Origin of the sequence: Metapseudomonas boanensis (genome assembly GCF_018704125.1) — a bacterium.
In the GTDB taxonomy this organism is placed as follows: domain Bacteria; phylum Pseudomonadota; class Gammaproteobacteria; order Pseudomonadales; family Pseudomonadaceae; genus Metapseudomonas; species Metapseudomonas boanensis.
Map to the genome: position 1 here is coordinate 34,739 of NZ_JAGTIS010000014.1, position 21,436 is coordinate 56,174.

The window sequence follows — 21,436 nt, forward strand, 5'->3', positions numbered from 1 at the left end:
TGCCTGGCGACACGGTAGGTCGCAGAACCGCTCTGCTTCCAGCTCTCAGGGCCGATAAGCCCGCATGAACAGCTCCACCACCTCCCGCACGTGCTGTTCAGCTTCCGCTCCCTCCAGGGGAGGGTTGCAGCCGATCAACAGCCGGAAGTTATGCCCGCCCTTGATCAGGGAAAAGAAATGCTCGGCGGCGTGCAGTGGATTTTCGATGGCCAGCTTGCCCGCCTGCTGCGCCTGGCTCAGCAGCCCGGTCATTTCCTGCAGCACCTGCTGTGGTCCGGCTTCATAGAACATCCGCGAGAGTTTCGGGTCCTGTGTCGCCATCGCCACCATCACCCGATGCAGCTCGATTGACTCGCGACTGTTGATCAGCGCATGGAAGCTGCGACCGATGGTCAGCAGGACCTTCTCGATGCTGACGTCCGCTGGTAGCTCGAACAGCAGCTCAGGCAGCTGCTCCTCGCATTTGGCCTTCACCGCCGCGGAAAACAAGGTCTCCTTGTCGGTGAAGTGGCTGTACACCGTCAGCTTGGAAACTCCCGCCTCGGAGGCGATGGCGTCCATGCTGCTGCCGTCGTAGCCCTTGCGCAGAAACAGGTTCTTCGCGGCCTCGAGGATCGCTTTGCGCTTTGCCGGATCTTTGGGGCGGCCGGGGCCGCTGGTCGGAAACGAATTGTCAGACATTTCTTCGTAAATACTGGACTGGTGAGTTTGCTATTTTTACTATACCAAGCAGTATAAATATTCCAGCTGCTCTTCGCGAAAGGTCATTCATCATGTTTCGCCATGCGTTGCCCCTCGCTCTGCCTCTTTCCCTTTCCCTCCTGTTGATGGCTTGCGGCAATGGTGAACCCGTCCAACAGGCAGTACGCCCGGCGATGGTGGTGCAGCCCCTGCCGGCGGCGGATGCGGTCGATACCTTTCCGGGCGAGGTGCGCGCGCGGTATGAGCCGGAGCTGGCGTTCCGCATTGGCGGCAAAGTAGCGAAACGCCTGGTGGAAGTGGGCGAGCGGGTGAAGAAGGACCAGCCTCTGGCCGAGCTTGACCCGCAGGACGTGCGTTTGCAGCTCGAGGCGACTCGCGCCCAGGTGGCAGCTGCACAAGCCAACCTCAAGCTGGTGCGTGCCGAGCGTGATCGCTATCGCACCTTGCTGGACCGCAAGCTGATCAGTGAGTCGCAGTACGACAACGTCGAAAACCAGTACCGTGCCGGCGAGGCGCGGCTGAAGCAGATCAAGGCCGAGTTCAACGTCGCCAGTAATCAGGCGGGCTACACCGTGCTGCGCGCTTCGGAAAATGGGGTGATCGCCAGCCGCCGTGCCGAGGTCGGGCAAGTCGTTGCTGCCGGACAAACGGTCTTTACGCTGGCGGTGGAGGGCGAGCGTGAGGTGGTCATCAGCTTGCCCGAACTGGGTATCGATCGTCTCAAGGTTGGCCAGGACGTGGCCGTCGAACTTTGGTCACTGCCTGGGAAACGCTTCCCGGCCCGAATTCGCGAGCTGTCACCAGCAGCTGACCCGCAGTCGCGCACTTTCGCTGCGCGCGTAGCCTTTGCCCGCGACAAGGTGCCTGCCGAGTTGGGGCAGAGCGCCCGGGTGTTCATTCGCAGCAAGGGCGAGGTGCCGCTTTCCGTACCGCTTTCTGCGCTGACTGCGGAAGCCGGGCAGCCTTATGTCTGGGTCGTCGACCCGACGAACTCCACACTCAAACGCCGTCCTGTGCGAGTTGGTGCCTATGGCGAAGACCGCGTCCCGGTACTGGAAGGGCTGAGCCCTGACGATTGGGTCGTTGCCGCTGGGGTGCAGGTACTGCGTGAGGGCCAGCAGGTCAGGCCGGTGGATCGCGCCAACCGCGCGGTGAAGATGGTGGCGAAGGAGTAAGCCCCCATGAACTTCAACCTTTCCGCCTGGGCGTTGCAGAACCGCCAGATTGTCCTCTACATCATGCTGTTGCTCGGCATTGTCGGGGCCATTTCCTACACCAAGCTGGGGCAGAGTGAAGACCCGCCCTTCACCTTCAAGGCCATGGTGGTGCGTACAAACTGGCCGGGGGCGACTGCCGAGGAGGTGTCGCGCCAGGTCACCGAACGCATCGAGAAAAAACTGATGGAGACCGGCGAGTACGACAGGATCGTTTCCTTCTCTCGTCCGGGCGAGTCGCAGGTGACCTTCATTGCCCGTGACTCCATGCGTTCGTCGGAGATCCCCGAACTCTGGTATCAGGTCCGCAAGAAGGTCAGCGATATTCGCCACACGCTGCCGCAAGGTATCCAGGGGCCTTTCTTCAATGACGAATTCGGCACCACTTTCGGCAACATCTATGCGCTGACCGGCGAAGGCTTCGACTACGCCGTGCTCAAGGACTATGCCGACCGCATCCAGCTGCAACTGCAGCGGGTCAAGGACGTCAGCAAGGTGGATCTGCTTGGTCTGCAGGACGAGAAAATCTGGATCGAGCTGTCCAACGTCAAGCTGGCGACGCTGGGTCTGCCGCTGGCGGCGGTGCAACAGGCGCTGGATGAGCAGAATGCCGTAAGTTCCGCTGGGTTCTTCGAGACCGCAAGTGATCGCGTGCAATTGCGCGTTTCCGGTCGCTTCGAGTCAGTGGCGCAGATTCGTGACTTCCCCATCAGGGTGGGGGACCGGACCTTCCGTATCGGCGACCTGGCTGAGGTTCATCGCGGCTTCAATGATCCGCCTGCACCGCGCATGCGCTTCATGGGGGAGGATGCCATTGGCTTGGCCGTTTCGATGAAGGCAGGGGGCGACATCCTGATGCTTGGCGAGGCGCTGGAAGGGGAGTTTGCCCGCCTGCAGGAGACGCTGCCGGTCGGGATGCAGTTGCGCAAGGTCTCGGATCAGCCTGCAGCGGTGAAGACCGGGGTTGGCGAGTTCGTACGAGTGCTCACTGAGGCTCTGGTCATCGTCCTGCTGGTGAGCTTCTTCTCCCTCGGCCTGCGCACTGGCCTGGTGGTGGCGCTGTCGATTCCGCTGGTGTTGGCCATGACCTTCGCGGTGATGCACCACTTCGGCATCGGCCTGCACAAGATCTCCCTTGGCGCGCTGGTGCTGGCACTGGGTCTGCTGGTGGACGACGCGATCATTGCGGTGGAGATGATGGCGATCAAGATGGAGCAAGGGTATGACCGGCTCAAGGCGGCCAGCTATGCCTGGAGCAGCACGGCGTTCCCGATGCTCACGGGCACCCTGATCACGGCTGCCGGCTTCCTGCCCATCGCTACTGCCCAGTCCGGAACGGGCGAGTACACACGCTCGATCTTCCAGGTGGTGACCATCGCCCTGGTGGTGTCCTGGATCGCCGCCGTGGTGTTCGTGCCGTATCTGGGGGATCGCCTGTTGCCTGACCTGGCCAAGCGCCATGCCGCCAAGCATGGCGGCAGCGACAAGGGCCACGATCCCTATGCGACTCCGTTTTATCAGCGGGTCCGGCGGGTGGTGGAGTGGTGTGTGCGTCGGCGCAAGACGGTGGTCATTCTGACCCTGGCAGCTTTCGTCGCGTCCATCTTCCTCTTCCGCTTCGTGCCTCAGCAGTTCTTCCCGGCTTCCGGGCGCCTGGAACTGATGGTCGACCTAAAGCTCAGCGAGGGCGCCTCCCTCAGCAATACCGAAGCGGAGGTCAAGCGGCTGGAGCAGTTGCTCAACGAGCATCCCGGCATCGACAGCTATGTGGCCTACGTGGGGACCGGCTCGCCGCGCTTCTACCTGCCACTGGACCAGCAGCTTCCCGCTGCCAGCTTTGCCCAGTTCGTGGTGCTGGCAAAAGGCATCGAGGCCCGTGAGGAGGTCCGCAGTTGGCTGATCCAGGTACTCAACGATGAGTTCCCGACTCTGCGCAGTCGTATCTCTCGCCTCGAAAACGGCCCGCCGGTAGGCTATCCCGTGCAGTTCCGGGTTTCGGGCGAGCATATCGATGAAGTCCGCGCATTGGCTCGCAAAGTCGCCGACAAGGTGCGTGAGAACTCCCATGTGGTGAACGTGCACCTGGATTGGGAAGAACCCAGCAAGGTCGTGCGGCTCAACATCGACCAGGACCGTGCCCGCGCCATGGGAATCAGCACCGCCGACCTCTCGCGGTTCCTGCAGAGTTCCCTGACTGGTACGCCGGTGAGCTATTTTCGTGAAGATAACGAGCTGATCGAGATCCTCCTGCGCGGCACCGTCCGCGAGCGCCAGGACTTGGCTCTGCTGCCGAGCCTGGCGGTGCCCACGGACAATGGCCAGAGCGTGCCACTGTCGCAGATTGCGACCCTTGAGTACGGCTTCGAAGAAGGCATCATCTGGCACCGTAACCGCTTACCAACCGTGACTGTGCGTGCGGATATCTACGACAAGTCGCTGCCAGCCAGCCTGGTGAAGCAGATCCTTCCGACACTCGAGCCTATCCGTGCCGAATTGCCGTCTGGCTATCTGCTGGATGTGGGCGGGACCGTCGAAGATTCCAGCCGCGGGCAGAAATCGGTGAACGCCGGGATGCCGCTGTTCGTCGTGGTGGTCCTGACCCTGCTGATGCTGCAGCTGAAGAGCTTCTCGCGCTCGGTCATGGTGTTCCTTACCGCGCCACTGGGGCTGATCGGCGTCACCTTGTTCCTGCTGGTGTTCCGCCAGCCGTTCGGGTTTGTCGCCATGCTCGGCACCATCGCCCTGGCGGGGATGATCATGCGCAACTCGGTGATCCTGGTCGACCAGATCGAGCAGGACATTGCGGCGGGAATGGACCGTTGGAACGCGATCATCGAGGCCACGGTACGGCGCTTCCGCCCCATCGTGCTGACCGCCCTGGCGGCGGTGCTGGCGATGATCCCGCTGTCGCGCAGCGTGTTCTTCGGCCCCATGGCGGTGGCCATCATGGGCGGGTTGATCGTGGCAACCCTGCTGACCCTGTTGTTCCTGCCGGCGCTCTATGCGGCCTGGTTTCGGGTCAAGCCAGCGCCTGTGGCGGACGCCCAGCCGGCGATACTGCCCGAGGTCCAAGCCAGCCACTGAAGGCAAAGGCCCCTTGAAGGGGCCTTATTCATGGCAGCAAAGACCTCTGCGGGAGAGCATTTATTCGGCGTTAAAGGAGGACTTCGCTATGGCCGCGCGGGCCCAGCCCGGTGCTGCAGGGCAGCTGTGGCATGGGCAGTTCGAGCAAGCGTTGCGGTGGTTTCACCAGGGCCTGGATGAGGCGTTGGGGGATGTGCGGGTGGTGAGCTTGTAAGGGAAGAGGGCATGAGCCCATCACGCAATGAGATGGCTCGGCCATGTGTCGTAATGGTGTTCATTCAGACTATGTCGGCATCAGCTGTTGAGGTTTCAGCCATTGTGCTGAAGGCCCAGTAGGAGTGGGGGACGCCGAGTTCTTGCTCGCGAACATAACCTTGCTTTCGCAAGCAAGCTGGCTCCTAAAACGAACTACCGTCCCTCGTTCCTGCTGGGAGACACACTTGGGATAATCAGTTTTTGATGGCGCCAAACCCAAAAACGCCGCTTGTCCGTTGAGGGCCAAGCGGCGTTTTTTCTTAGGTGAACAGCATGACCGTAATGTGCCGGGCTTTCTTACGACAGGGGCTTCCTTACAGCGCCCCGAACACCTTTTTCGCCAGCCCGGTCGCCGCACCAGCCGGATTCTGGCGGATGCCCGCCTCTTGTTCGGCAATTATCTTGAACAGGCCATCCAGCGCTTGTTCCGTCACGTAGCTTTCGATGTTCGCGCTCTTGGCGTCGACCACGCCAAAGCTGGCCGCCTGGCCCGCAAAGCTGTTGTACTGCTGGGCCAGGCCAACCTGATCGGTAGCCTGTTTGACGATCGGCAGGAACTTGGCTCGAAGCTGGTCACGGCTGGTCTTGTTCAGGTACTGGGTCGCTGCGTCATCCGGGCCGCTGAGAATGCCCTTGGCATCCTGCACGGTCATCTTCTTCACCGCATCCACCAGCAACACCTGGGCTTGCGGAACGGCGGCTTCGGCAGCCTTGTTCATGGTGGCTTCGAGCTGTTCGACCTGGGCGCCCATGCCCATCATCTTCATGGTCTTGGCCGCCTTGCCGAGCTTGCCCGGTAGCTCGATGCGGACTTCAGGGTTGTCATTGAAACCGCCGGGTTGGCCAAGCTGCTGCACGGCAACCTTGGCGCCTTGGGTCAGGGCATCCTTGAGCCCTCCGGAGGCGTCCTGCTGGCTGAGGTCGGCAAGCGACAGGGCCAAGGCGCTGACCGAGAAGGCAAGGCCGGCGCAAAGGGCGGTGATTCGAAGCATGGCAGCATCCTTGTGACTGTGGGTTACGACTAGCGGACGGGGTCCAGCTTGATTCGCAGGGGTTGTGGGTCGCTGCCGTCCAGTTTAACGGAGTGGCGCTCCGTGCTGATGAACAACAGCTTGCCCTCAAGTTCGATCAGCGCGCTCACGGCGTAGCTGTGACCCGGTTCGACCAGCGCTGGGTCATAGTCGAGGCGAAAAGATAGCGGTACCTGGCCATTTACTTTCCCCTGTTGGCGAGCCAGATCGAGAGAGGGGGCGTCGGCGAGGGAAACGTCCTGCAGGCTTACGCTGAGAACGGCATCCACTGGCAAGGTCATGCGTTGCAGGTAGAAGACTTCGCCCTGCAGTTGGCGCATGTGCTCGCCGGAGGGACCGGCGCAGGCGGTGAGCAGGCTCGTGGCGAAAACCAGGGCTATCGCTCTCATCGGGTCACTCCATATGTGGGAACCGGAATAGAACTCACTATAGAGGCCGATTGCCCATTTGCGCTGGCCAAAGACAAGCTGCGACGGGATCGGTTGACAGCCGCGCCAGGGGACGACGCGGCCGCCCGCCGGCTTAGAGCGAGGTATCGTCCAGCACGGTGCTGGAGATGGCATTGAGGGTGTTGTTGAACTGAACGGTCTCATTGAACGTCTTGACGATGCTGCGGAAACGGTCCTTGGCGCTGATCAGTTGCTTGAGCTTCTCTGCCAGTTCTTCTTCCTTACGGTTTAGTGACGCCTCGCGATCGTCCAGGGCCTCGGCCTGCTTCCGCAGCTGCTCGGCCTTGGTCTCATAGCGTAGTTTCTCCTGGCGCAGGCTCTCCGCGAACTTGGCGGTACTGCGGTCCCGGGCCTCGACGTTTTCAGCCAGTGCCTTGAGCGCTGCACTTCGCTCGGACAGGGCGCGTGCGTTGTCTTCCGCTGCTCGTTCGATAGCGGACGCCTCGAGGTGCAGGCGAGTTTCCAGGGCGCGCAGTTGCTCGTCCTTTTCAGCGAGTAGGCGCTCCTTCTCACATAGGTGCGATTTCCGCTGGTCCAGGCTTTCCTGTTGCTTCACTGCCTCCAGTTTCTGCTGGGTCAAGCCCTTGGCCATGTCCGCCAGGGAATTCAGGGTGGCTTGCACGTCTCCCAGGACGCTATCTGTGTCGCTGACGGCGGTAGTCTCGAGGTCGGTCTCGGTCATGTGGACCGGCAACGGCTCCGCTGCAACCTTGACCGGAGCAGTGTCGTCGTGATCTGGCTCAGCCGAGGCGTCGGCCGCTGGCGGGCGTAGTTTGAGCAGATCGTGGGTCTCCAGGTCGCTGGCTGCAGGCGCTTCCGCTTCTGCCCCGACGATTGGCGCTTCCGTGGGTGATTCGGGATCTGGCAGGCTGGCCTGGGCTTGGGGCTCGGATGCCGCTGGTTCCTGTTCGGACTCATTGAGGGCGACCTGCTCGGTCAAGTCGGCCTCGAGATCTGTTTCGGGTGTGTTTTCCAATTGCTGTGCTGGCTCCGCGGCCTTGCTTGATTCCGATTCGCCGCTCGCTTGGGCGGAAATGGTGGGCAAACTGTAGGTCGCGTCCAGGGCGGAGCCGGTCAGGAGACCTGATTGGGGCGGGGGGGCCAGCTGTGTGTCGATTGGGGATGGCGTCATCCCAGGCACAGGATCGCCTATGTTGGTGCTTTCGCGGCTGGCAATCAGCTTGAGGATCGATCCTTTGCTGATCGACAGCGTACGGTGCTCGCTGACGTCGGCTGGTTGTTCGTCCGGACCGGCAATCGGGCCCTTCAGGTCTATGAAGTGGAAATTGATGAGTTCCGTTTCGCTCACGATTCGTCCCCCTGGGTGATTTGCTTCAGGACATGCTTGGCGTACTGCCACTCCAACTCGCTTTCCAGAGCGCCCAGCAGATAGCCCTTTTCGCTTGCGGTGGCGCGGGCCACATAGACTTTGGCGGTGCCGTGGCGACCTTCTTCGTTGAGGGAATAGACGAGAATGTTCCGATCGATCTCGGGGATAGCGAAGCTGCACAGGACGGCGGCGTTGACCACTTCCTGGGCATCGTTCTCGACTGTGATGGTTTTAAGCAGCATGGGAGTCTTCCGTACCGTGTGACTGGCCGCATTCATGAGGGGGCGGCGAGGTGCTCAATGGTACTGAGCAGCTTTCGGCTTGGGTTCTTGCTGAGTTGTGGGAAGGTTCCGGGAGGAGCGGCAGCCGAAATGGCTGCCGTAGTCAGATGGTGCTGGCCTGGTTCTCGACCTCAGGTTGACGGTCAAGGGCGACCTGGCGAATCGACAGGCGGATCTCTGCAGGCAGCACCCGTTTCGCCGCACCTTCGGCGAGTTCGCCGAGCAGCTCGTGGTAACCCAGCTTGCCGGCCTCGTCCTGACGCAGGACGCGCTGGTCGAGCATCGTCTGAATGAAGTGGCGGAACAGGCTCTTGTCGAAGAACTCCGGGGCGTTGAGCCCATGCAGGATCGACAGGCGCTGGGCCATCACGGTGCAGAGGTCTTCCAGCTCCTCGGCGCTGAGCTGGTTCTGTCCGGCATTGAGCAGCAGGGCAATAGCCATGTAGAAACGCTGCAGGGTCTGGACGATGGCGCGTGCCAGCAGCGTGAGCAGGACGAACTGCCGCGAGCTGGGGACGGGGCGCACGTAGACGTCGCCTTCGATCTTGAGCAGGCCCTGCTCGACGAAGGCTGTCAGCCACTGGTCAACGACATCATCCAGCTCGCTGGCATCCCAGCGGATGAACAGCTCGGCCTGCAGATAGGGGTAAAGCGCACGGGTGTAGCGCAGGATCTGTTCGCGGCTCATCCGTGCGCTGCTTTGGAAGAAGCTCGCCAGCAAGGCGGGCAGGGCAAAGACGTGCAGCACGTTGTTGCGGTAATAGGTCATGAGGACGGCGTTCTGCTCGTCCAGATAGAGAATCCGTCCAAGTGCGTCCTTCTGCTCGGCCAGCAGGTCCATGCTCCGCACGTATTCGATCAAGGCCTGGCCGTCGCCTTCGGGGAGCGTGGCATGCGGTGAGTAGGGGACCTGCCGCAGCAGAGCGAGATAGAGGTCGAGTACCCGTGCCAAAGCCTTCTCGTCCAACGCCAGTTTGCTGGTGGAGAGCAGGGCCAGGGCCACCAGGTTGACCGGGTTGATTGCCGCCGCATCGTTGAGGTGACGGGCGATGCGCACGGCCAGGCGGCTGGTGGTTTCATTAAGCCACGCAGGGCGGAATTGCGGGCCTAGGTCCTCGGCCCGCCAGTCGGGTTGCTGCTGGTCGAGGAACTCGGCCAGTTTGATCGGCTCGCCGAAGTTGACCGCCACCGAGCCGAAGCGCAACTTCAGAGCGCCGATGACCTTGAACAGGTCGAAGATCGACTCCTTTTTCTTGCTCGCTCCGCGCAACTCGCCCAGATAGGTCCGGCCTTCCAGCACCCGCTCATAGCCGATGTAGACCGGCACGAAAATGATCGGCAGGCGCGAGGAGCGCAGGAAGCTGCGCAGGGTGATGGCCAGCATGCCGGTTTTCGGGTGCAGCATGCGGCCGGTGCGTGAGCGACCGCCTTCGACGAAATACTCCACTGGGAAGCCGCGGTAGAAGAGTGTGTGCAGGTATTCGTTGAACACGGCGGTATAGAGCGGATTGCCCTTGAAGGTACGGCGCATGAAGAAGGCGCCGCCGCGGCGCAGCAGGCCGCCGATCACGGGCATGTTGAGGTTGATCCCGGCGGCTATGTGTGGCGGGGTCAGTCCATTGCGGAACAGCAGGTAGGAAAGGAGCAGGTAGTCGATGTGGCTGCGGTGGCAGGGCACGTAGATGACTTCATGGCCCTGGACGATGTCCTGGACCTGCACGATGTGGTTGACCTTGATGCCCTCGTAGAGCTTGTTCCAGAACCAGGAGAGCACCACTTCGAGGAAGCGGATGACGGTATAGGCGAAGTCCGAAGCGATCTCATTGCCGTACTTCAGCGCCTGCGCTTCGGCTTTGGCCAGGCTGATCCTCTCGCGCTCGGCCTCGTCGGCGATGGCCTGACGTACAAGGGGCGCGTGCACCAGACCTTTGACCAGATTCCGCCGGTGCGAGAGGTCGGGGCCGATCACTGCCGTCTTCTGGTTGCGGAAATGGACGCGCAGGATGCGATGGACCATGCGCAGTGTGCGTTCCGGCCCCTTGCCCTGATCAATCAGCTCGCGCAGGTGGATAGGCGTTGAGAACTGCACGCGTGTCTTGCGTCCGAGAATCAGGATGCTCACCAGCTTGCGCAGGCGGCCGGTGACTGCCCAGCTGTCGGCAAACAGGAGTTTCCATGGGCTGGTTTCACGATCAGGCGACTGTCCCCAGAAAACCGTGACGGGAATGATCTGCGCATCCTCGACTGCGTGGCGCTGGATGGCACCCAGCACTCGCACCAGCGTGGGAGAAGCGCCGCGCTTGTCCCGCCCACCTAGCCAGCCGGGCTCTGGCGACAGATAGAAGAACGCTGCGGGCTCCAGCAGGTCGCCCACTGCGACCGGAAGTACCGGGCGGGGCAGTCCGGCCTTGGTGCATTCCCGGTCCATCACTGCCAAGTCACTGGCGGAGGGCTGCTGCAGGACGTAGAGGACCGGCTTGCTCCGATCGAGTTTCAGGCCGAGGGCCGACTGGTTGATGGTTTCCGAGCGTACCCAGAGATAGAGCAGGCGGCGCAGGGCGCCGAAGGCGAGACGGCGGAAAGGTGAGCGGGTCATGACAGATCGAAGATTGAGTTAAACGAGCGATTGCTCGGGACGGCTAGTGTGCCGGATTCGCCGTCGGGTCGCAAAAAGCGGCAGTCCCTCCAGCAACTGCGGAATATTCCTGCAACTTTCTGACAAGCGACTGTCTTGCATTGCCTCGGCAGGACTCCTTATATTCCGCCAGCGTTTGCAAGGCCCCGGAGGCCAGCATGGCCAAGGGGCTTTTCCCTTCGGGATTAGAGGCCATGATCGAAATAACAAATCTGACCAAGCGCTTTGCGCAGCACACAGCCGTGGACAATTTGTCCTTCCGCGTCGAGCAGGGGGAAGTGCTGGGGTTCCTGGGCCCCAACGGCGCGGGCAAGTCCACCACCATGAAGATGCTGACCGGGTTCCTCGCGCCGACGTCCGGCACGGCGAGCATATTCGGTTTCGATATCCGCACGCAGACCTTGAAGGCCCAGCGTGAGATTGGCTACCTGCCGGAAGGTGCGCCCTGCTATGGCGACATGACCGTGCGCAGCTTCCTTGAGTTCATCGCCGAGGTTCGTGGTTTCCGGCGTGCCGAGAAAAAGGCACGGGTCAAGCGGGCCGTGGAACAGGTCGAGCTGGAAAAGGTTTTGGACCAGTCCATCGAGACGCTCTCCAAAGGCTTCAAGCGGCGTGTTGGCCTGGCTCAGGCGATTCTCCATGATCCGCGAGTGCTGATCCTCGACGAGCCCACCGACGGCCTCGACCCGAATCAGAAACATCAGGTGCGCCAACTGATTCAGAGCCTGGCCCACGACAAGATCGTGATCATTTCCACCCACATCCTCGAGGAGGTCACTGCGGTCTGTTCCCGTGCCCTGGTGATCGCCACCGGCCGGGTGGTGGCCGATGGCACACCGCTCGAACTGGAGAGCCGTTCGCGCTATCACCAGGCGGTGACCCTGGTGGCGGCCGAGCCCCTCGACATGCTCGCGCTGGCGGTGCTGCCAGGTGTTGCCGGGATCGAGGAAAACCGTATCGAGGGTGGCATCACCATCCTGGCCAAGCCGGGCGAAGTGATCTTCCCGCAAGTCAACCGGTTGATCCATGAACGCGGCTGGAAGGTGACCGAGCTGGATGTCGAGCGCGGCCGGCTCGATGAGGTGTTCCGCAGACTGACCCGGGGGGAGGCGGCATGATGCAGTTGCCGGTGATATTCAAACGCGAGTTGGCCAGTTACTTCGCTACCCCGCTGGCCTATGTCTTCATCGTGATCTTCCTGGTGCTGTCCGGGGTGTTCACCTTCTACCTGGGGGGCTTTTATGAAAGCGGCCAGGCGAGCCTGGCACCGTTCTTCAACTTCCATCCCTGGCTTTATCTGTTCCTGGTGCCGGCCATCGCCATGCGCCTGTGGGCCGAGGAGCGCAAATCGGGGGCCATCGAACTGCTGATGACTCTGCCCATCACCCGCTTCGAGGCAGTTACCGGCAAATTCCTCGCCGCTTGGGCCTTTGCGGGTCTGGCGCTGCTGCTGACTTTCCCGATGGTGATCACCGTCAACTATCTTGGCGAGCCGGACAATGGTGCGATCATCACCGGCTACATAGGCAGCTGGCTGCTGGCGGGTGCCTACCTGGCCATCGGCTCCTGCATGTCGGCGCTGGCGAAGAACCAGGTGATCGCGTTCATCCTCGCCGTCAGCATGTGCTTCCTGTTCATCGTCAGCGGTTTCCCGCTGGTACTGGACGCCTTTAGCGCCTGGGCGCCGCAATGGCTACTGGACGCTGTGGCGTCGCTGAGTTTCCTGACCCGCTTCGATGCCATCAGCAAGGGCGTGATCGACCTGCGTGACCTGCTCTATTTCGTCACCCTGATTGCCGCCTGGCTGGCTGCCACCGCTGTGGTGGTCGATCTGAAGAAGGCCGACTGAACATGAAAAGACTGATGTATTCCGGTGCCGGGCTGTTGCTCATCGCTCTGGCTTTCCTGGCGTTCAACATGCTCGCCGGGCTGACCCTGACCAACGCGCGGATCGACCTCACCGAGCAGAAGCTTTACACCATCTCCGATGGCACGAAGCGGATCCTCGGCGAGCTCGACGAGCCGATCAACCTGTACTTCTTCTACTCCGACAAGACCGCCAAGGATCTGGTGGTGCTGCGAAATTACGCCAAGCGTGTCGAGGAGATGCTCAAGGCCTACGAACAGGCGGCCGACGGCAAGATCAAGCTGCACATCGTCGATCCGGAGCCCTTCTCCGAGGAGGAGGACAAGGCGGCCGAGTTCGGCCTGCAGGCCATCCCACTCCAGCAAGGGGGCGACCAGGTCTACTTCGGCCTGGCTGGCACCAATAGCGTGGACGATACCCAGGTCATTCCCTTCTTCCCGCTGGACCAGGAGGAGTTCCTGGAATATGAGGTGAGCCGGCTGGTGCAGAGCCTGGCCAAGCCGGAGCGACCGGTGGTCGGCGTTCTTTCCGGACTGCAGCTTAATGGCGGCTTCGACATGATGAGCCGCCAGCCGACCCCGCCCTGGATGGTGATGGAGGAAATCCGCCAACTGTTCCAGATCGAGAGCCTGAAGGCGGATGTCGACCAGATCCCGGAGAAGGTTTCGGTGCTGCTGTTGGTGCACCCCAAGGGCTTGCCGGAGCAGACGCAGTACGCTATCGACCAGTTCGTGATGCGCGGCGGCAAGCTGATGGTGTTCGTCGATCCCTGGAGCGAAGCCGATCGTGGCATGGACATGTCCGGTGCGATGGCGGGCGACAAGTCGTCTGAGCTCAACAGCCTGTTCAAAGCCTGGGGTTTGCAGATGTTGCCGGGCAAGGTGCTAGGTGACGGCGCCAATGCCATGTCGGTCAGCATGGGGGAGGGCAAGCGACCGGCCCGACATGCTGCCTGGCTGAACCTGCCGCGTACCTCCCTCGACCAGGGCGACGTGAGCACGGCTGGTCTGGAGAACATTACCGTTGCCACCGCCGGCATCCTGCAACCACTGGAGGGGGCAAAGACCCAGTTCGTCCCGCTGATCCAGAGCTCCGAGTACAGCATGCCGCTCGAGGCCCAGCGTTTCGCCATGCTTGAGGATCCCGAGGCGCTGATCCGCGAACTGGAACCTACCGGTGAGCGCTACACCGTTGCCGCACGCATCAGCGGTCCGGCACAGACTGCATTCCCCAACGGGATCGAGGGCCGCAAGGATGGTCTGAAATCGGCGAGTAATATCAACGTGATTGCCGTTGCCGACACCGACTTGCTGAGCGATCGGATGTGGGTTCAGGTGCAGGACTTCTTCGGCCAGCGCGTACCGCAGCCCTGGGCTGACAACGCCGGCTTCACCATCAACTCGCTGGACAACCTGGCGGGTTCCGACGCGTTGATCAGCGTGCGCTCGCGGGGCCGCTTCAGCCGTCCGTTCGAGGTAGTGGAGGCCTTGCAGCGTGACGCCGAGGTGAAGTTCCGCGAACAGGAGCAGGTGCTGCAGCAACGCTTGACCGATACCGAGCAGAAGCTGGCGTCACTGCAGCAAAGCCAGGACCCGGCCAAGGCGCTGGAGCTGACCCCGGAGCAGCAGGCCACCCTGCAGCAGTTCGTTCAGGAGAAGCTGCGTATCCGCAAGGAACTGCGTGAGGTGCGTTTCCAGCTGAACTCCAGCATCGAAGAGTTGGGCCGTACCCTGAAGTTCATCAACATCGCCCTGGTGCCGCTGCTGCTGACCCTGGGCGTGCTGGTGCTATGGTTCTGGCGCCGTCGTCGCAAGGCTTGAGGAGGACGCATGGGACGCAAAGGTTTGATCATCCTGACCCTGTTGGTTCTTGGGCTGGGTGCGGCGTACTACTTTCAGCATGAGGCTACCCGTCCGCAGCCAGCCAGAGTCAGCCGCGAGCTGTTGCTGCCTGCCCTGCAAGGCAAGCTGGCCGATGTGACTGCGGTGGAGGTGGCGATTCCGGAGCTGCCCAGTATCCGTCTGCAGCGTGCGGGCGATGGCTGGGTGGTGCCTGCCAAGGCGGACTATCCGGTAGCCGGCCATTTGCTCAGCACATTGCTGCTTGGGTTATCAGAGGCGAATAAGGTGGAAGCCAAGACCGCCAGCCCGCAACTGCATGGCCGAGTTGGCCTGGCAGACAAGGGTAGTGCTGATGAACGGGGCGCGCGCATCAAACTCGAAAGAGGCACCGAGCCGCCGCTGGAGCTGCTGGTGGGCAACCCCTCTAAGCAGGGGAGTGGTCAACTGGTCCGTCTGTACGGTGATGATCAGGTCTGGCTCATCGATCAGAGCCTGAAACTGCCGACCTCCGAACTGGGCTGGCTGGACCGCCGGGTGACCAATGTTCCCTTTGCCACGATCCAGCAAGTGGATGTGCGTTACCCGAACGGTTCGCGGCTGACGGTTTTCCGTGATGCGGCAGACCAACCCAACCTGAAGCTCAAGCAGCTTCCGAAGGGGCGGAGCCTGGCGTACGAAGCGGCAGCAAACGGCATGGCGACCCTCTTCGCAGACTTGCTGTTTGCCGACACAGCCCCCTTGGCCCAGGTGCAGTTCAAGGGCAAGCCGCTGCTCGAGTTCAGCGTGCAGACTTTCGATGCGGGTGCACTGAGTGGTGTCGTTTACCTGCAGGGTGAGCAGCATTGGTTGGTACTCAAAGACAAGCATAAGTTGAGCGACGAATTGGTACCGGGGAAGACCGACTGGGCCTATCGCATCGAGCCGTTCCAGTATCAGGCACTCGCCAAAAAGCTCGAGGACGTGCTGGCCAAGAAGTAGCTACAAGTACTTGAAGTTGCAAAGGAAGCCGGCCCTGGAGGCCGGCTTTCTGCATTCTGGAACGCCCCGTTCTGAGCCACTGCAGCCCCGGAAAAGGGCGTCCAGCCCGCGTGGGATGGCTATTTCGCGATGTCATAAAAAAGTACTTTTCAGCGCGAACTCTTGTCGTATACTCCGGTCGCGGTCAAAAAAAGAACGCCATTCGGAATACCCGCTCCAAGCTTGCAAACGCCGGGGTTGGATATAACAAGAAGAACGTCTTTACCGCACTGTCGAGACCCCTGGTGAGGGGCTAACAATAAAATTGCGAGTTGGAGAGAGTAGTAATGGCTGATCGTGAGGTAGGAACCGTCAAGTGGTTCAATGACGCCAAGGGCTATGGTTTCATTCAGCGCGAAAGCGGTCCGGATGTGTTCGTTCACTACCGTGCTATCCGTGGCGAGGGTCATCGCTCTCTGCTGGAAGGCCAGAAGGTAGAGTTTTCCGTAATCCAGGGTCAAAAGGGCCTGCAGGCGGAAGACGTCTCCAAGGTCTAAGACTCGAACACAAAAGGCCCGTCACTGACGGGCCTTTTGCTTTCCATGCTAGCGCAGGCGTCAAGGCCGCTCATGTTGGAGCGAGCTTATTCGCGAATGCTTCGCCAGCTCATCTCGTGGCCTACCGCCGTTGTCTTAGTCAGTCCGCCAGAGTATTTCCTGTTCGCCTTCCGCATTCACTTTGATCCAGCGGTCGGCATCTTCCTCGCCTTGCACTTCCTGCCAGCCACCCGGTGCACAGCGAATCTCTACGCCCAATGCGGTGAAAGCGGCGCGCGCGCAGCCTAGGTCATCCTCCCAGGGCGAGGCATCGCTTTCGAAGTAGAGGCTGTGCCATTTACCCACGGCCTTGGGTAACCAGGTGACGGGAATGTCGCCGGCCAGGCATTTGAACGTCTGGCCTTTCTGCTGCCAGGGCGTGCACGCGCCCAAAGCGTCGTTCAGCCAGTTGGTCACGGCTTCCTGATCGGCATCCTTCAGGTAGATCTCGATATCGGGTTGGCGCATGGAGGAGTCCCTATGTTTTCTCGATCCAATCGTAGCGAATGGACACCGTAACCTCGAAGGGGGCGGCAATAACCGCTGCACGTCGCTCGGCGTTGGCGCGCCAGCCGTGCGGGGTCATGGCCAGCAGGTCGGCACGAGCCTCGGCTTCGGTCAGCTCGAGCCGGTATTCGAGGGTTTCGCTATGGGCCAGGCGCATCCCAGCGGGGATCTGCGCCAGGTGTTTCTGGTCATCGTAGTCGCGAACCTGATCGTATAGTTTTTCGCGCAGTTCCAGCAGGTGCGTCCCAGTCGGGCCCATGCGTAGCAGGCCACCGCCGGGTGAGAGCAGGCGCAGGGCTTCCTGCCAGTCCAGCGGACTGAACACGCTGGCCAGCAGTTGGCAGCTGGCGTCCGCCAAGGGGACACGCGCCATGCTCGCCACCAGCCAGTGCAATTGCGGTGCACGGCGGCAGGCGCGCTTCACGGCCTCGCGGGAGATATCCAGGGCGTAGCCATCGGTTGCTGGCAATGCCATGGCCAACCGGCTGGTGTAATAGCCTTCACCACAGCCGATATCCAGCCAGCGTTCGGGGTCACGCTCGGCCGCGAGAGCGGCCAGGCGGCTGGCCAGTGGTGCATAGTGGCCGGCATCGAGGAAGCGGCGGCGGGCCTCGACCATGGCTGCATTGTCACCAGGGTCGCGGCTGTTCTTGTACTGGACCGGCAGCAGGTTGTAGTAGCCCTGGCGAGCCCGGTCGAAGCGGTGGTTCGCTGGGCATGCGACGCCATTGTCGCTGACGCTGAGCGGGCCTTGGCAGAGGGGGCAGATCAGCATGATTGGGCCAGGAGCCGGACCAGCGTCTGCTGGTAGATATCGGTCAACACGTCGAGGTCGCTGGCCAGCACCCGCTCGTTGACCTGGTGGATGGTTGCGTTGACTGGCCCCAGCTCGACCACCTGGGTACCCAGGGTCGCGATAAAGCGGCCATCAGAGGTGCCGCCGGTGGTGGACGGTGTAGTGTCGCGGCCGGTGATGGCCTTGATGCTGGCGGAAACCGCATCCAGCAGTTCGCCCGGTTCGGTCAGGAAGGGCAGGCCGGAGAGCGCCCACTCCAGGTGGTAATCCAGGCCGTGCTTGTCGAGGATCGCCTCGACGCGGCGCTGCAGTCCCTCGACCGTGGATTCTGTGGAAAAGCGGAAGTTGAATACGGCGATCAGATCGCCCGGGATGACGTTAGTGGCGCCGGTGCCCGAGTTGAGGTTGGACACCTGGAAGCTGGTCGGCGGGAAGAAGGCGTTGCCATCGTCCCAGTGCTCAGCCGCCAGTTCCGCCAGCGCAGGGGCGGCGAGGTGGATGGGGTTCCTGGCCAGGTGCGGATAGGCCACGTGGCCCTGCACGCCGCGAACGGTGAGTTTGCAGCCGAGGGAGCCGCGTCGGCCGTTCTTCACCACATCGCCCACCAGCGAAGTGCTGGACGGTTCGCCGACAATGCACCAGTCCAGGCGCTCGCCTCGGGCAGCCAAGCGCTCGACCACGGCCTTGGTGCCGTGGTGGGCCGGGCCCTCTTCGTCGCTGGTGATGAGGAAGGCAATCGCGCCCTTGTGCTGCGGATGCTCGGCCACGAAGCGCTCCACGGCAACGATCATCGCGGCCAGGCTGCCTTTCATATCGGCGGCGCCACGGCCACAGAGCATTCCGTGTTCGTCGATCAGCGCCTCGAATGGCTGGTGCTGCCAAGCCTGGACCGGACCGGTAGGGACCACATCGGTGTGGCCGGCAAAGCACAGCACGGGGCCCTCCTCACCACGGATCGCCCAGAAATTCTCCACGTCCTCGATGCGCATGCGCTCGATTCGGAAGCCGAGGTCGGCCAGCCGGCGCATCATCAATTCCTGACAACCTTCATCGACCGGGGTGACCGATGGGCGGCGGATGAGCTCGCAGGCGAGTTCGAGGGTAGGGGAGAGGGACGACATGGAAGGACTCCGGAAACAACTCAGGGCGCTTGAAAGTGCGACATCTTAAAACATAAACGGCGGCCAAGGGCCGCCGTTTAGAGGTGTCGCTCCGGGTCAGGCCGTCGCCACTTCCTGCGGGGCCTCCTGGGCCTTGGGCAGGGAAGAGAGCAGAGCCATGATCAGGGCTGCCAGGTACGGCAGCGACTGCACCAGCAGCATGGCCACCCAGAACTTCACGTCCGCGCTAGGCAGACCCTGGACGATGGCGATACCGATGGCCGCGCCCCACAGCAGGAGCATGACGAAGACTTCTTCGCGGGCTTCCGCCAGGGCCATCATCAGGCCGTGGTTGCTGCGCATCTTCGGTGTGCGGAAGAACGGAATGCTGGTGGTGAAGAAGCCGTACAGCACCGCCTTGGCGATGGTGTGCGACAACGCCAGGCCTGCCACCGCGGCACAGAAGGCGTCCTTCAGGTTGACCCCCACCGCACGCTGGTAGAGGAAGACAATCTTGCCAACCTTGAAGAAAAACAGCGCCAGCGGTGGGATAGCGAAGATCAGCAGCGGCGGGTCGACCCGCTGCGGCACGATGATCATTGCCGCCGACCAGAGCAGTGCACCGATGGTGAAGAAGATGTTCAGGCCATCGGCGATCCATGGCAGCCAGCCTGCGATGAAGTGATAGCGCTGGCCGCGCTTGAGCTTCGAGTCCTGGCCCAGGAACAGGCTGCGGGCGTGTCCCTTCATGATCTGGATGGCGCCATAGGCCCAACGGAAGCGCTGCTTCTTGTAGTCAATGAAGGTGTCGGGCATCAGGCCGCGGCCGAAGCTCTGGTGAGCGTAGGCGGCGGCATAGCCCTTCTTGAACACGCGCAGACCAAGCTCGGCATCTTCGCAGATGGTCCAGTCGGCCCACTTCAGTTCGTCCATCACAGAGCGGCGGATCATGGTCATGGTGCCGTGCTGGATGATCGCGTTGCGGTCGTTACGAGTCACCATGCCAATGTGGAAGAAGCCCTTGTATTCCGCGTAGCAGAGCCTCTTGAAGGTGTTCTCGTTGCCGTCGCGATAGTCCTGCGGAGACTGCACCACGGCGATCGACGGATCGGCGAAGTGCGGCACCATGTACTTCAGCCAGTTGCGGTCGACGCAGTAATCGGAGTCGATTACGGCAATCACTTCGGCATCCGGCGCGGTATGGGGCAGGATGTAGTTCAGCGCACCACCCTTGAAACCCTCCAGCGGGGCGACGTGGAAGAACTTGAAGCGTGGGCCGAGCTGTTCACAGTAGTCGCGCACCGGCTCCCAGACGGCCGGGTCCTTGGTGTTGTTGTCGATGATCAGGACTTCGAAGTCCGGATAGTCAAGGTTGGCCAGGGCATCAAGGGTCTGTTTGACCATTTCCGGCGGCTCGTTGTAACAGGGCACATGCACCGAGACCTTGGGCCGGTAGGCGGAATCCGCAAGGACCGGCAGGAAGGGACGGCGGCGCTTGCTCACCCAGACAGCCTCTGCCAGTTCGTGGGCCTCGGTAAGGAGCACGATGAATACGCCCAAGGCACCGATGCCGAGGAGCATGCCCACGGTCAAACTGAACCAGGTGCTGTATTGCTGGCTGTAGTCGTAAGCGATCCAGACCAGGACCGAACCGCCGGCGAAGGCGACGAAAGTCAGGAACGTGCGGCCACGCTGACGCAGGGCGCTACCGTCGATCAGCATCAGGGCCAGGGCCAGCAGTGCCATGACCACGGAAGCGACAGCCAGGATGCGCCACTGCGGAATGGCGATTACCGGGCCTTCGAAGGCGAACTTGGGCTGACGATCGAGGTTGTAGACGCCCCAGTAGGCGCCGACCGAACCTTCGTCGCTGGCCTTCCAGGGCTGGTCGAATGCCTCGATCACGAAGTAGTTGTAACCCTTGGCGTTAAGGGTGTTGACCAGGGTACGCAGGTAGATGGCCTGGTCAGCCTGGGAGGCATCGGCGCCGCCGCGCATGCGGCCGTTGCTGGGCCAGCCAACTTCGGACAGCAGCAGGGGCTTCTTCGGAAATGCCTTCTTCAGGTCCTTGGCGCGTTCCAGGACGAACTCGGTCGAGTCCTCCATGGGAATGAATTCCCAGTAAGGCAGCACGTGGGCAGCCACCAGGTCGACGTGCTTGGCCAGTTCCGGGTACTTGAGCCAGATGTGCCACTGCTCGGAGGTGGTTACCGGCACCTTGACGGCGGCACGCACCCGGTCGAGGTAGACCATCAGTTCCTTGCGGCTGATCTCGCGACGGAACAGGGCTTCGTTACCCACCACGACGCGCACGACGCTGCGCGAGGCATTGGCGATTTCGATGGCCTTGGCAATCTCGCGCTCGTTGCGCTCCTCGTCAGGGCTGATCCAGATGCCCAGGGTCACGCGCAGGCCGAATTCTTCCGCCAGGCGCGGGATTTCAGCCAGGGTGCCATCCACCGAGTAGGTCCGGATGTTGTCGGTCTGCTTGCTCAGCAGTTCGAGGTCCTGGCGGATCTGCTCGTCGCTGGGGTAGCGGTTCTGTTGAGGGTTCTGATCCGCGCGGAATGGCGAGAAGGAATAGCCGGAAATCTGTTCCGGCCAGTCCGGCGCGGTGACCGGGCGGTTGTAGAGCGCCCAGATGCCGGTGAACAACGCGGCGACCGCCACGAAGACCACCAGATTGAGTCCAATTTTACGCGATGGCATAGATGTCAAAGGTTCCGAAACGTGGAACGGGGTTGGGCCAGCGGACGCTGGTCGGCGCGCATGCTACTCCGCCACCCCGAAG

Annotated in this window: 17 protein-coding genes; 7 read left to right on the forward strand and 10 right to left on the reverse strand. The window is 61.9% G+C overall.

The genetic code is table 11. The annotated features are described in order from the left end of the window. Positions 1-45: 45 nt before the first annotated feature. Entirely contained in the window at positions 46-681 is a 636-nt protein-coding gene (locus J7302_RS20940; RefSeq protein WP_215379095.1) for a TetR/AcrR family transcriptional regulator, read from the reverse strand. Positions 682-773: 92 nt separating this feature from the next. Here J7302_RS20940 and J7302_RS20945 point away from each other — a divergent pair, with 92 nt between their 5' ends. Both J7302_RS20945 and J7302_RS20950 read left to right on the forward strand, forming a co-directional pair. Further along, positions 774-1,877, forward strand: coding sequence for an efflux RND transporter periplasmic adaptor subunit (locus J7302_RS20945; RefSeq protein WP_215379098.1), 1,104 nt, complete (start codon positions 774-776; stop codon positions 1,875-1,877). Positions 1,878-1,883: 6 nt separating this feature from the next. Then, positions 1,884-5,000, forward strand: a complete 3,117-nt coding sequence (locus J7302_RS20950; RefSeq protein WP_215379101.1) for an efflux RND transporter permease subunit — start codon at positions 1,884-1,886, stop codon at positions 4,998-5,000. A 569-nt stretch (positions 5,001-5,569) separates the two neighbouring features. Here the strand turns inward: J7302_RS20950 and J7302_RS20955 are convergent. The 5 genes from J7302_RS20955 to plsB all read right to left on the reverse strand — a co-directional run bounded on the left by J7302_RS20955 (position 5,570) and on the right by plsB (position 10,942). Next, complete coding sequence (locus J7302_RS20955) at positions 5,570-6,247, reverse strand: DUF4197 domain-containing protein (RefSeq protein ID WP_215379104.1); 678 nt, start codon at positions 6,245-6,247, stop codon at positions 5,570-5,572. Positions 6,248-6,276: 29 nt separating this feature from the next. Next, complete coding sequence (locus J7302_RS20960; RefSeq protein ID WP_215379107.1) at positions 6,277-6,675, reverse strand: YbaY family lipoprotein; 399 nt, start codon at positions 6,673-6,675, stop codon at positions 6,277-6,279. A gap of 133 nt (positions 6,676-6,808) precedes the next feature. Further along, positions 6,809-8,044: a hypothetical protein gene (locus J7302_RS20965; RefSeq protein ID WP_215379110.1), complete on the reverse strand. Its 1,236-nt coding sequence runs from the start codon at positions 8,042-8,044 to the stop codon at positions 6,809-6,811. Continuing rightward, positions 8,041-8,307: a hypothetical protein gene (locus J7302_RS20970; RefSeq protein ID WP_215379113.1), complete on the reverse strand. Its 267-nt coding sequence runs from the start codon at positions 8,305-8,307 to the stop codon at positions 8,041-8,043. The genes J7302_RS20965 and J7302_RS20970 overlap by 4 nt, the downstream gene beginning before the upstream one ends. 142 nt (positions 8,308-8,449) lie before the next feature. After that, the gene (plsB, locus tag J7302_RS20975; RefSeq protein ID WP_215379117.1) at positions 8,450-10,942 is read right to left on the reverse strand and encodes a glycerol-3-phosphate 1-O-acyltransferase PlsB; all 2,493 of its coding nucleotides are present in this window, start codon (positions 10,940-10,942) and stop codon (positions 8,450-8,452) included. Positions 10,943-11,175: 233 nt separating this feature from the next. On the opposite strand from plsB, the gene J7302_RS20980 reads away from it, so the two are divergent. From J7302_RS20980 to J7302_RS21000, 5 genes are all read left to right on the forward strand, one after another. Continuing rightward, positions 11,176-12,099: an ABC transporter ATP-binding protein gene (locus J7302_RS20980; RefSeq protein ID WP_215379120.1), complete on the forward strand. Its 924-nt coding sequence runs from the start codon at positions 11,176-11,178 to the stop codon at positions 12,097-12,099. Beyond that, a complete protein-coding gene (locus J7302_RS20985) occupies positions 12,096-12,830 on the forward strand; it encodes an ABC transporter permease subunit (RefSeq protein ID WP_215379123.1) in 735 nt (244 codons plus the stop codon). The genes J7302_RS20980 and J7302_RS20985 overlap by 4 nt, the downstream gene beginning before the upstream one ends. Before the next feature lie 2 nt (positions 12,831-12,832). Further along, positions 12,833-14,668 carry a GldG family protein gene (locus J7302_RS20990; protein WP_215379126.1) on the forward strand — a complete coding sequence of 612 codons (1,836 nt, stop codon included), beginning with the start codon at positions 12,833-12,835 and terminating at the stop codon, positions 14,666-14,668. A gap of 9 nt (positions 14,669-14,677) precedes the next feature. Then, entirely contained in the window at positions 14,678-15,667 is a 990-nt protein-coding gene (locus tag J7302_RS20995) for a DUF4340 domain-containing protein (protein WP_215379130.1), read from the forward strand. A 326-nt stretch (positions 15,668-15,993) separates the two neighbouring features. Then, positions 15,994-16,203 carry a cold-shock protein gene (locus J7302_RS21000; protein ID WP_215379133.1) on the forward strand — a complete coding sequence of 70 codons (210 nt, stop codon included), beginning with the start codon at positions 15,994-15,996 and terminating at the stop codon, positions 16,201-16,203. Between the two features lie 135 nt (positions 16,204-16,338). On the opposite strand, the gene J7302_RS21005 is transcribed toward J7302_RS21000, so the two are convergent. The 4 genes from J7302_RS21005 to J7302_RS21020 form a co-directional block, all read right to left on the reverse strand. Then, positions 16,339-16,710, reverse strand: a complete 372-nt coding sequence (locus J7302_RS21005; RefSeq protein WP_215379136.1) for a hypothetical protein — start codon at positions 16,708-16,710, stop codon at positions 16,339-16,341. 10 nt (positions 16,711-16,720) lie between these two features. Continuing rightward, positions 16,721-17,524, reverse strand: coding sequence for a putative RNA methyltransferase (locus J7302_RS21010; RefSeq protein WP_215379139.1), 804 nt, complete (start codon positions 17,522-17,524; stop codon positions 16,721-16,723). Next, the gene (gene dapE, locus J7302_RS21015) at positions 17,518-18,666 is read right to left on the reverse strand and encodes a succinyl-diaminopimelate desuccinylase (RefSeq protein ID WP_215379142.1); all 1,149 of its coding nucleotides are present in this window, start codon (positions 18,664-18,666) and stop codon (positions 17,518-17,520) included. Before dapE ends, J7302_RS21010 begins: the two co-directional genes overlap by 7 nt. 96 nt (positions 18,667-18,762) lie before the next feature. Continuing rightward, on the reverse strand, positions 18,763-21,354 hold the full coding sequence (locus J7302_RS21020) for a glycosyltransferase (protein WP_215379144.1): 2,592 nt from the start codon (positions 21,352-21,354) through the stop codon (positions 18,763-18,765). Positions 21,355-21,436 lie beyond the last annotated feature (82 nt).